Genomic DNA, 11,318 nt, shown 5'->3' with positions numbered 1-11,318 from the left:
CATGGCGGCCTTTTCATGAGAAGCCTCGGCCTCGTGGGAGAATTTTCAAAGATCAGAGCATTGGCTCCGCCGCCTCAACTCCATGCAGATCATTTCCGACATCGCTGTGAACGCCCTGTTGTTCGCATCATTGCTTTTGGTTGTTGGGATTCCGGTGCTTTATGCAACCCAAAAAAATCCTGGCGATCGCCGCAACCCTGAAATCAAAAAGATCGAAATCATTGGCGGGGTTTGGTTCCATCTTGTTTTGCTCAACGGAGCAATCAGCTTTTTGGTGGTTTGAACCAATCACTCACTTGCTGTGATGAGAGCATGTGGGCAGTTCCTGCCACTGAATGATGGCCACATTTGAAGGGCGTTATACAGATGTACAAGCTCTGCGCATAGCTGTTGTTGTCGCCAGGTTTAACGACTTGGTGACTGGCAAGCTTTTGAGTGGCTGTCTTGATTGTTTGGCTCGCCATGGGGTTGATACCTCTGCAGGCAGTTCTCAACTTGATGTGGCCTGGGTGCCCGGATCGTTTGAATTGCCTCTTGTGGCTCAGAATCTTGCGCGTAGTGGTCGCTATCAGGTGTTGATTACCCTTGGTGCTGTGATTCGAGGCGATACACCCCATTTTGATGTGGTGGTTGCTGAGGCCAGTAAGGGCATTGCTTCAGTCTCAAGGGAGACAGGTGTGCCGGTGATTTTTGGTGTGCTCACCACAGACACCATGCAACAAGCACTTGAGCGGGCTGGGATTAAGAGCAATTTGGGCTGGAGTTATGGGTTACAGGCTTTAGAAATGGGTTCGCTGATGGGAGTGCTCTGCTCAGCTACTTCTGCCAGCTGATTGATTGGAATTGACCAGTTCCCCTTTGGTGGTGCATGCTGTCTTTGTCCAAGGGGAGACATCCCCAAGGCACGTGATGCGGATGTAGCTCAGTGGTAGAGCATCTCCTTGCCAAGGAGAGGGTCGAGAGTTCGAATCTCTTCATCCGCTTTTCAGTTTGAACAATTAGCTGTTTTTGAGATTCAACAACAACAGCTGTTGATTGCTTGACCTTTCGAAGCCCATTTGCTCGTAGAAGCCTCTGCTGTTTGTTGTCATCAAGTAGACACGCTCAACATTGCGGATGCCAGGAGCGACTAGCAGAGCTTCGATCACTTGTCTGCCTAAGCCATGACCTTGCAGATCGCCAGCTACGACAACGTCCCATAGGACGGCTCGGTAGATCCCGTCGCTCGTGGCACGTCCGAAGCCCACCAGGCGCTTGCCACGCCAAAGGCTAATGACCACGTTGCTGCCTGCCAGCATTTTTTTTAGTTCTGACGTGTCGCGTTGCTGGGCCCAGAAGGCGTGTTTGTGGAGCAGACGGTGCAGCTTAAGAAGTCCGCGGCTTGGCTTGAGATCAGGTCCAATCCCGAACCAGCGCATGCCCGGAGCTCCGGCGGCGTGTTCAACAAGACGGATACGGGTCATAACGGATCACTGACCTCTTTATCATCCGTCCCTGGCCAATGGAGATTGCTTTCAGCTAAGCGAGTGGCGCTTGGAACGTAGGCGCGTGAGAGATGTATCCACTTCTTTTTCAGAACGGTTTGCTTGCGATGTCTTCAATCTGTTTTCTCATATGCAGTGGTTCATGTTGTGTTCTTTCGAGCCAGTACTTTTCTCCTTTCAGCATCCCTCCAAGCAGCACTCAGTAGGCTGCACGCAGAAATAACAGCTGTTTCATGCTCAAGCTCCTGCTGGGAGATCCCAATGCCCGCAAGCTGAAGCGCTACCAGCCGATCGTCACTGACATCAATATCCTCGAAGAGGACATTGCTCCGCTCGGCGACGAACAACTCCGCGCCAGAACGGCTGAGTTTCGTCAGCGGCTTGAGAATGCAGGCAGCCTTGACAAGCAGTTACCTCTCTTGGATGAGCTGCTCCCCGAGGCTTTTGCCGTGGTGCGAGAGGCCAGTAAACGTGTTCTTGAGATGCGGCACTTCGATGTGCAGCTAATCGGCGGAATGGTGTTGCATGAGGGCCAGATTGGTGAGATGAAGACTGGCGAAGGTAAAACGCTTGTGGCGACTTTGCCTGCTTATCTCAATGCCTTAACAGGGCGAGGTGTACATGTCGTCACTGTGAATGACTATCTAGCAAGGCGAGATGCTGAATGGATGGGACAAGTTCATCGCTTTTTGGGGTTGTCGGTTGGTTTGATTCAGCAGGACATGAGTCCTGCTGAGCGCAGGAAAAACTATGCCTGCGATATCACCTATGCCACCAATTCAGAGTTGGGTTTTGACTACCTGCGCGACAACATGGCCACCGATCTTAGTGAGGTGGTTCAGCGGGAGTTTCAGTACTGCGTCATCGATGAGGTGGATTCGATTCTGATCGATGAGGCGCGTACTCCCTTGATCATTTCCGGACAGGTGGAGCGTCCCCAGGAGAAGTATCAGCAGGCTGCAGATGTGGCCGCTGCTCTTGAGCGGGCTGCCGAACAGGGTAAGGATGGCATTGACCCTGAGGGTGACTACGAGGTTGATGAGAAGCAACGCAGTTGCACACTCACGGATGAAGGCTTCGCCAAGGCTGAGCAGAACCTCAATGTGAGGGATCTGTTTGACCCCGCTGATCCCTGGGCCCATTACATCACAAATGCATTGAAGGCCAAGGAGTTGTTTGTCCGGGATGTGAATTACATCGTGCGCGATGGTGAAGCTGTGATTGTTGATGAGTTCACAGGCCGTGTGATGCCTGGCCGACGCTGGAGCGACGGACAGCATCAGGCGATTGAGGCCAAGGAACAGCTAGCGATTCAGCCCGAAACTCAAACCCTGGCTTCGATTACTTATCAAAATTTCTTTCTGCTCTATCCCCGCTTGGCTGGCATGACCGGCACCGCTAAGACAGAAGAGGTTGAGTTTGAGAAGACCTACAAGCTTGAGACTTCAGTTATCCCTACCAATCAGCCTCGGGCTCGTGCGGATTGGGTGGATCAGGTTTATAAGACTGAATCAGCAAAGTGGCGCGCCGTGGCCAACGAGACGGCTGAAATTCATAAGCAGGGAAGGCCTGTTCTGGTTGGCACGACCAGTGTTGAGAAAAGCGAACTGTTGAGCTCCCTGCTCTCAGAACAAGAGATTCCCCACAATCTTTTGAATGCCAAGCCGGAGAATGTGGAACGTGAGGCGGAGATCGTGGCCCAGGCTGGCCGTGCAGGTGCTGTGACGATTGCCACAAACATGGCTGGCCGTGGGACAGACATCATTCTCGGCGGAAATAGTGATTACATGGCACGCCTCAAGTTGCGTGAGGTTTTGCTGCCAAGATTGGTGCGGCCTGAGGAGGGTCATCGTCCACCAGTGCCATTGCAGAGGGCTGCCGAGACAGGTGGTGGGTTCGCTGCCAAGGCCGCTGCTTCGAATGGCTCTCATGGCCATGTCTTAAGCGAGGCCCGTGCAATCGGGAGTCTTTATCCTTGCTCGCTCACTGATGACACTGATCAGTTCCTTGCGGAGTTAGCTCGTGAGCTTGTGAAGGTTTGGGGAGATAGGGCACTGAGCGTGATCGAATTGGAGGATCGCATCTCCACTGCTGCTGAAAAAGCACCTACCGATGATCCGCAGATTGCTGCCTTACGACAGGCGATCGCAAGAGTCAAGACTGAATACGACGTAGTAGTGACCCAGGAGGAGGTTCGAGTGAGGGAAGTAGGTGGTCTTCATGTGATTGGTACAGAACGTCATGAATCTCGCAGGGTTGACAATCAACTTCGTGGTCGGGCCGGCCGCCAGGGGGATTTAGGTAGTACCCGTTTTTTCCTTTCTTTGGAAGACAACCTATTGCGCATCTTCGGAGGAGAACGGGTGGCTTCGTTGATGAATGCTTTCCGCGTGGAGGAAGACATGCCCATTGAGTCGGGCATGCTCACCCGTTCTTTAGAGGGTGCTCAGAAAAAGGTAGAAACCTATTACTACGACATCCGTAAGCAGGTTTTTGAGTACGACGAGGTAATGAACAATCAACGTCGTGCCGTTTATGCCGAACGTCGCCGGGTACTCGAGGGTCGCGGCCTCAAGAAGCAGGTGATTGGTTATGGAGAGAGAACCATGGACGATGTTGTTGAGGCTTATGTGAACCCTGACTTGCCCCTTGAAGAATGGGATTTAGGCCAACTGGTTAGCAAGGTCCAGGAATTTGTCTATCTGCTTGAGGATCTAAAGCCTGAGCAGTTGCAGGAGCTAAGCATGGAGGAACTTAAGTCTTTTCTGCAGGAGCAACTGCGCAATGCTTATGACATTAAGGAGGGTCAGATTGAGCAGCAACGTCCAGGGCTGATGCGTGAGGCTGAACGTTTCTTCATCCTTCAGCAGATCGATACACTTTGGCGGGAACATCTGCAGGCGATGGATGCTCTGCGAGAATCAGTAGGCTTGCGCGGTTATGGTCAGAAAGATCCACTGATTGAATATAAGAATGAGGGCTATGACATGTTTCTTGAAATGATGACGAACATGCGTCGAAACGTGATCTATTCAATGTTCATGTTCCAGCCGGCCGCATCAGGGCAAGAGCAGGCATGAGGATTATTGCGATTTACTTAACCAGCGCAGGAGGCGTGTCAGTTTCCAACTCAGTGAACGTTTGATTGCATGCAGCTCAGCAGAGAGCTCTCGCAGTTGCCCATCGGCTTGTTGAAGTTGTACATCGGCTTGTTGAAGTTGCTCGTTGGAGCTTTTTAGTTGCTGAGCGCAGTTGTTCAGTTTTGTTTCTGCAGATTCGCTGCGCTCCATCTCTTGGCGAAGCTTGTGAGCCAAGGTTGCTAATCCATCTTGAAGAGCTAGGGGCTGCGGCTCCCAAGCACTGATATTGCGTTGCAGATCCCCGTGGCTTGCAGGCTTATCTTTGTGGATCAGTTTCCAGGTGTGTTCGGCTTGTTCACAGCTGTGAGATACGAGCCGCTCCAAAGCATGCAAACTGCTGCCGTCAATCGCAAGGGGTTCTGGGGGCAGTTCGTTTATTTGTGCCATTGCATGGGCAAGAGGCATCAATGCCGCGGGTTTGGCCCAAAACATCATCCCTGCAGGGAAGCTCAATAAGGCATCGCGTCGCAACGGGCGATGCGGCGCGAACAATTGACTGAATTGACTCGCTAATTCAAAGTTTGTGCCCCAGTTCAAGTAGGGGCGAATCAGCTCGGGAGGTGCAGGCATTACCAGTCCCAAGCTGGGATGGTTGCTGAATGTTTGACGTAAATGCAGCACGCTGCAGGAATCTGGGAGCAATGTATTGAGCAGTTCTTCTAGCCAGGGTTGGCCAAGATCGCTCTCTAAAGAACGTTTCCCGTGGAGATGTAGAAGTAAGTCGTAGGTCTGTAGGTCTGACCACAGATCAATTAATAGCGGCGCCAAGTTGCGGCCTCGATTGCCGCAGATTCGGATGTTGAGATGTTTGAGCATTGCCTGATTCAGGCTTGAATGAATCCGCTCTTTGATCAGTTCAGCCTTGGCGGTGCTGTTGGTGCTGATCCATAGGTCAAAGCTTCCTAAGCCGTCTGAAACCTTGTTGAGAGCTGCAAGCAGGCAGTCGATGGTTTCCGTGTAGTGAATATGAATATGAACGGCCAGCTTCGTGGGAGGGTCTTTGCTGTTTTCTGATTGCCACTCTGGTAATCGGCGAACGTCCAGTTGAGCTTCCAGGGCTTTGCCTGGGACCAGTGTCGGTGTGCCAATGGGGTGATTGAGATTGAGATCAAGATCGCCGCAGGAAATAGTGGTCAACATGTCGCAATCGTTCTCTTGGGTCTTGGAGTTAATCTTCCATGCTTTTCAAGGCCTGCTCAATGGTTTTGTGTATTTCACATCAGCCATGGCGGAGCATGCCAACATCAATTGAGAGTTGACGCAGCGATTGGCTCAGGCACGCAAGGGGATCATCCTCGCCGGAGGAAGTGGCACAAGGCTGCATCCGATTACGCAGGCGTTAAGCAAGCAGTTGCTGCCGGTTTATGACAAGCCGATGGTCTATTACCCGTTGAGCACATTGATGCTTGCGGGTATCCGTGAAGTATTGATCATCACCACACCGCAGGATCAAGGGTCTTTTCAATCGCTGCTTGGTGATGGTCAGGCCTGGGGCATAGAGATTCGCTATGCCGTTCAGCCAAGCCCGGATGGACTGGCTCAGGCTTTTTTGATTGGTGCGGATTTTCTTGCTGGTAGGTCTTCGGCTCTGGTGCTTGGTGACAACCTTTTTCACGGTCAGAATTTGGTTTCTGACAACTTCCCTAAAGTTGGGGCGACGGTTTTTGCCTATCCGGTGCGCGACCCAGAGCGATACGGGGTTGTTGACTTTTCTCCTGATGGAAGGGTGCTCAGCATTGAAGAGAAGCCCGATCAACCGAAATCCAGATATGCCGTTACGGGATTGTATTTTTATGATGACACCGTCGTTGAGCGTGCCCGTAAAGTGGTTCCGTCGGCACGCGGGGAGCTTGAGATTACTGATCTCAACCGTCAGTATCTCGATGAAGGCCAGTTGCATGTGCAGTTAATGGGTCGAGGTATGGCCTGGCTTGATACAGGTACCTGTGACTCTCTGCATGAGGCCTCGAGCTACATCCGAACGCTTGAGCATCGTCAAACTCTCAAGGTCGGCTGCCCTGAGGAAGTGGCTTGGCGGATGGGTTGGATCACAGATGACCAGCTTTCGACTTTGGCGGCTCCGTTGCGTAAGAGTGGTTACGGCATTTACCTGATGCAGCTTCTTGAGGATGCAGGCTGAATCACTCCAGAGTTACGCCGGACATGTCTTGTCCGGGCCTTTGCTGATCCAACCACGGGTATTCGGTGATGAGAGGGGCTTTTTTTTCGAAAGCTGGAATCAGCTTGCTTTTCAGGAAGTTCTTGAGAACTCAGGTCAACCCACGTCATTGTTCGTACAGGACAATCATTCGCGTTCCTCAATAGGTGTGTTGCGGGGATTGCACTATCAGTTGCCGCCTCATCCTCAGGGCAAGCTTGTGCGTTGTGTGGTGGGTGAGATTTTTGATGTGGCTGTCGATATTCAACGTGATTCGCCCACCTTCGGGCAGTGGGTCTCAGCCAGGTTGAGTGCAGAGAATCATTGCCAGCTTTGGGTTCCGCCAGGGTTCGCCCATGGATTTCTCACACTTAGTGACCATGCCGATGTGCTCTACAAAACCACCGATTTCTGGAGCCGTGAGTGTGAGCAGTCCATTCGCTGGGACGATCCTGACCTTGCGATTGCTTGGCCGGTGACGACGCCTGAGCCTGAGGGGACACAGCTATTACCTCTGTTGTCCGATAAGGATGCCAATGCACCATTGCTTGATGATCAATCATGCGTGTTTTGATCACGGGTGGTTCTGGTCAGTTGGGCCAGGCTTTACAAAAGCTGGCTCCTCCTTCGGTGGAATTGATCGTGCTGGACCGGTATGCGCTTGATCTTTCGGATCCCAAGGCCTGTGAGGCCGCTGTGCATGAACTAAAGCCAGTCTGGGTCATTAATGCAGGTGCTTATACGGCTGTTGATCGCGCCGAATCCGAATCGGAGCTGGTTTATGCAGTCAATGCAAAAGCTCCAGAAGCATTGGCACGGGCCCTACAGCGAACGGGTGGGTTTTTGTTGCAGCTCAGCACTGATTTTGTTTTTGATGGGGCGCAGGGATCTCCGTATCAGCCTCATCAACCTCTCATACCTCTGGGGGTCTATGGAGCCTCCAAAGCTGCTGGTGAAGTGCAGGCGGCTTCCGCTTTGGATCCAGACAGGCTATGCATCCTTCGCACTAGCTGGGTTTATGGACCGGTTGGGCGCAACTTCCTGCTCACGATGCTTCGCCTTCATCAAGAGCGTGAAACTTTGGGAGTTGTCGCGGATCAGGTGGGCTGCCCTACATCGACCCATGGTCTGGCTCAGGCCTGCTGGTCTGTTCTGGAGCAATCACTAGTGGGTCGCCATCATTGGAGTGATGCTGGGGTGGCCAGTTGGTACGACTTCGCTGTGGCCATAGGCGAATTGGCGATGCAGTGTGAGTTGTTGCAAACCCCAGCGCTCGTGAGGCCTTTGACCACCGCTGACTATCCAACTTCTGCTCGAAGACCAAGTTATTCCTTGCTGGATTGCACTGCCACGCGGTCAGCCCTTGGTTTGTCTGGGATCCATTGGCGGCAGGCTTTATATGGGGTTTTGGAGCAGTTGCGTCAGATTTAAGGTCTGCTCCTTTTGATTTGACTTTGTGTCTCGGCGCGACCTTCAATGTTCGAATTGTCCACCTCTGTGCGCTTCATGCCAGAAGCCTCTAGGAGTCCGGCCTGAAGAAATGTTCTTATGGCCACTACTGCCTGCAGCATTTCAACAACTGGATTGACCTGATCATCCTTTTGAGCACCATCCAGACTGTGCTCAAGCCTGGAGGAGCTTGATTCCCGCCTATTAAATATGTTGGAGTTTAAGGTCTTGCCAGGCAAGGACATGTGATGACCTTTTGGGTGGCTGCCGATGCGCGGGTTCTTGTTACCGGCGGAGCTGGTTTTATTGGCGGGTGTGTGGTTCGCAGGCTCCTGAGTGAGTCTGGTGCTCAAGTGTTCAACCTTGACAAACTCAGCTATGCCAGTGACCTCAGCAGCATCGGTGAGCATGCCAACCATCATTTTCTACGGGTCGATCTCGCTGATGCCGATGCAACCCATGCTGCTGTCAAGCAGGCTGATCCTGATCTGGTGATGCATTTGGCTGCAGAAAGCCATGTTGATCGCTCCATCGATGGGCCAGCTGCGTTTATCGAGAGCAACATCACCGGCACCTTCAATCTTCTCCAGGCTGTCCGAAGTCATTGGAGTGCTCTACCAGAAGAACGCTGTGAGCACTTCCGCTTTCATCACATCAGCACTGATGAGGTGTTTGGTTCCCTCGGCGAGCATGGGCGATTTTCAGAAACTACTGCTTATGACCCAAGGAGTCCTTATTCGGCCAGCAAGGCGGCCAGTGACCACCTTGTGAGTGCCTGGCATCACACCTATGGTTTGCCTGTTGTGCTCACCAATTGCTCCAATAACTACGGTCCCTGGCAGTTCCCTGAGAAGTTGATTCCCGTAGTCATTCTCAAGGCTTTAGCGGGTGAGCCGATCCCTCTTTATGGGGATGGTGGAAATGTACGCGATTGGTTGTACGTGGAGGATCATGTTGAGGCCTTGTTGTTGGCTGCCACCCGAGGACGTTTAGGGGAGAGCTATTGCGTTGGAGGGGCTGGTGACCATGGCAATCCCAGTGAAAGGACCAACCGAGATGTCGTGGAAACCATTTGCCGAACACTTGATTGTCTCCGCCCTCAGCCGCAGACCTATGCCGCATTGATCACCCGGGTGCGCGATCGCCCGGGGCATGATCGCCGTTATGCCATTGACGCATCAAAAATCACCCATGAACTGGGGTGGAAGCCACGCCATAGTTTTGAACAGGGGATTGCCGCCACCGTGGAGTGGTACCTAAATCATTTGGATTGGTGCAAGAGTGTGCGCGATCGTTCTGGATACAGTGGGGAGAGAATTGGGATGAACTCAGCCAAAGGTATCAATCCTGGTTGAGTTCGTGATTTCATCGCGCTCGCTTTTGCTTGTACTGGTGGCTTATCACCCCTCTCAGCAGGAGGTTGACAGCCTCAAGACCAATTTGCGAACGCTTTCTCCCGAGGTTGGCTACAGCGTCGTTGTCAATGATCACCACCCCGGCGAGCCTGTCGATCAGCTGCTTGGTGATGCTGATCATTGGCTTGTTCATACTGAAAACCTCGGCTATGGCCGTGCTGTGAACCGATTGGTCAGATCTCTTGAGGAGCTGCCTGCTTACCTCGGTATTCTCAATACGGATCTGAGCTGGGATCAAAATACATTTTCATTGCTGCTCGGTTGGCTGCAAGTGCATCCTGATGTGGTTCTTGCTGTACCTAAGATTGTTGATGAACGTGGCATCGTTCAGAAGTTATGCAAGCAGAATCCAACCGTTCTTGGCTTGTTGAGTCGCCGCTTCATTCCTCGCTGGGTCAAGCCGAACTGGCTGAGGCGCTATGACAATTGGTATGTGATGCATGGCGAAAATTATCAACAGGTTTTTGAGGCCCCTTATTTGAGTGGTTGTTGCATGTTGATTCGCTCTGACTCTTTTCAGAATGTTGGTGGGTTCGATGAACGTTATTTTCTCTATTTAGAAGATGCTGATCTCACGCGAAAGTTAGCTTCTATTGGGCGATGCCTTCATCTTCCGCAGGCTTCGATTGTGCATGCTTGGGGGCGGGGTAATTACGGTAGTTGGCGGTTAACTCTGGTTAACTTGCATAGTGCTTGGCTTTATTTTTGCAAGTGGGGATGGGCTTTATGGTGATCGATGTTGTGCTGCCTGTTTTTAATGGATATGAGTATTTGGAGCAGCAAGTGGCTTCGATTGCATCGCAGACTCTCCGGCCGAGGAGATTGTTAATCCGCGACGATGGGTCTTCTGAGCGTGTTCTGAAATTAATCCACCGCCTTGAAGCGTATTATTCCCCTTGGCTCGTTGTGCTTCCATCTGAGGGGAATGTTGGATGCACCGCCAATGTCAACGCTTTGCTCAAATGTGTAGAGGCTTCTTACTGTGCTTTGGCTGACCAGGATGATATCTGGTTGCCTGATAAATTAGAGCGGGGATTTACAGCTCTTAGTGCTATTGAAAAGCGCAAAGGTTGTAATTCCCCTGCACTTGTTCATTCCGACTTGCACCTGGTAGATGCATCCTTGAGACCATATGGCTGCACTTTTATGAAGCGACAAATGCTGAACCCTGCTCTTGTCGCGCCATCCGATTTAGCTCTTACTAATGTCGTGACTGGCTGTACGGCTCTTTTTAACAGGGCTCTGCTTGATCGGGCGATGCCGTTGCCGCCTGAAGCTTTGGTTCATGATTGGTGGTTAGCGTTGGTTGCCAGTGCGTATGGGGAGATAGGCTTTATTCCTACACCATCTATTTTGTATAGGCAGCATCAGTCGAATTCAATTGGTGCTCATGGCCTTGGCTTTCGTTACTGGTTGAAGCGCCTTTATCAGTGGTTTTATATGCCTCAACGAGGAGGGCATACCCTAGAAGCTATCCGTCAAATAGATTGTTTTGAGGCCCGCTACGGGCTTGTTATTTCTATTTTGCCAGGCCTAATTCGTCGTAAAAAGGTTAACCGTTTGCTTTGCTTATTGAAAACCCAACTTTCGCAGTGGCCTCATAAGCATGGACTATTTCGGACTATAGCTTTATATGTTTGGCTTTTTCGCTATCAGGCAGTTCCTTAAGCTT

11 protein-coding genes and 1 tRNA gene are annotated in these 11,318 nt (G+C 51.7%); 10 read left to right on the top strand and 2 right to left on the bottom strand.

Annotated features, from left to right (window positions below; genetic code table 11):
• Positions 1–82: 82 nt before the first annotated feature.
• The 3 genes from psbZ to SIB68_RS08255 all read left to right on the top strand — a co-directional run bounded on the left by psbZ (position 83) and on the right by SIB68_RS08255 (position 983).
• A complete protein-coding gene (psbZ, locus tag SIB68_RS08265; RefSeq protein ID WP_011129459.1) occupies positions 83–283 on the top strand; it encodes a photosystem II reaction center protein PsbZ in 201 nt (66 codons plus the stop codon).
• Positions 284–338: 55 nt separating this feature from the next.
• Positions 339–833 (top strand): 6,7-dimethyl-8-ribityllumazine synthase, encoded by a 495-nt coding sequence (gene ribH / locus SIB68_RS08260; RefSeq protein WP_063399262.1) that lies wholly within the window; start codon positions 339–341, stop codon positions 831–833.
• Between the two features lie 78 nt (positions 834–911).
• Positions 912–983, top strand: a tRNA-Gly gene (locus SIB68_RS08255).
• A 15-nt stretch (positions 984–998) separates the two neighbouring features.
• Here SIB68_RS08255 and SIB68_RS08250 read toward each other — a convergent pair.
• Positions 999–1,463 (bottom strand): GNAT family N-acetyltransferase, encoded by a 465-nt coding sequence (locus tag SIB68_RS08250; protein WP_063399255.1) that lies wholly within the window; start codon positions 1,461–1,463, stop codon positions 999–1,001.
• 254 nt (positions 1,464–1,717) lie between these two features.
• Between SIB68_RS08250 and secA the strand changes: the two genes are divergently transcribed.
• The gene (secA, locus tag SIB68_RS08245) at positions 1,718–4,564 is read left to right on the top strand and encodes a preprotein translocase subunit SecA (protein WP_063399254.1); all 2,847 of its coding nucleotides are present in this window, start codon (positions 1,718–1,720) and stop codon (positions 4,562–4,564) included.
• A 3-nt stretch (positions 4,565–4,567) separates the two neighbouring features.
• Here secA and SIB68_RS08240 read toward each other — a convergent pair whose 3' ends face one another.
• The gene (locus SIB68_RS08240) at positions 4,568–5,764 is read right to left on the bottom strand and encodes a rhamnan synthesis F family protein (RefSeq protein WP_063399253.1); all 1,197 of its coding nucleotides are present in this window, start codon (positions 5,762–5,764) and stop codon (positions 4,568–4,570) included.
• Between the two features lie 127 nt (positions 5,765–5,891).
• On the opposite strand from SIB68_RS08240, the gene rfbA reads away from it, so the two are divergent.
• From rfbA to SIB68_RS08210, 6 genes are all read left to right on the top strand, one after another.
• The gene (gene rfbA, locus SIB68_RS08235) at positions 5,892–6,764 is read left to right on the top strand and encodes a glucose-1-phosphate thymidylyltransferase RfbA (protein WP_063399261.1); all 873 of its coding nucleotides are present in this window, start codon (positions 5,892–5,894) and stop codon (positions 6,762–6,764) included.
• Positions 6,754–7,356, top strand: coding sequence for a dTDP-4-dehydrorhamnose 3,5-epimerase (rfbC, locus tag SIB68_RS08230; RefSeq protein WP_063399252.1), 603 nt, complete (start codon positions 6,754–6,756; stop codon positions 7,354–7,356). The genes rfbA and rfbC overlap by 11 nt, the downstream gene beginning before the upstream one ends.
• Entirely contained in the window at positions 7,344–8,213 is an 870-nt protein-coding gene (gene rfbD / locus SIB68_RS08225; RefSeq protein WP_063399251.1) for a dTDP-4-dehydrorhamnose reductase, read from the top strand. Before rfbC ends, rfbD begins: the two co-directional genes overlap by 13 nt.
• Positions 8,214–8,479: 266 nt before the next feature.
• A complete protein-coding gene (gene rfbB / locus SIB68_RS08220; protein ID WP_063399249.1) occupies positions 8,480–9,586 on the top strand; it encodes a dTDP-glucose 4,6-dehydratase in 1,107 nt (368 codons plus the stop codon).
• 4 nt (positions 9,587–9,590) lie between these two features.
• Positions 9,591–10,379, top strand: a complete 789-nt coding sequence (locus SIB68_RS08215; RefSeq protein WP_155724875.1) for a glycosyltransferase family 2 protein — start codon at positions 9,591–9,593, stop codon at positions 10,377–10,379.
• Positions 10,373–11,314 (top strand): glycosyltransferase family 2 protein, encoded by a 942-nt coding sequence (locus tag SIB68_RS08210; RefSeq protein WP_063399248.1) that lies wholly within the window; start codon positions 10,373–10,375, stop codon positions 11,312–11,314. Before SIB68_RS08215 ends, SIB68_RS08210 begins: the two co-directional genes overlap by 7 nt.
• Positions 11,315–11,318 lie beyond the last annotated feature (4 nt).

The organism is Prochlorococcus sp. MIT 1323 (assembly GCF_047304905.1).
GTDB lineage: Bacteria > Cyanobacteriota > Cyanobacteriia > PCC-6307 > Cyanobiaceae > Prochlorococcus > Prochlorococcus marinus_D.
Note: the sequence above shows the minus strand (reverse complement) of the source record. Positions and strands in the feature narration are given on the sequence as shown.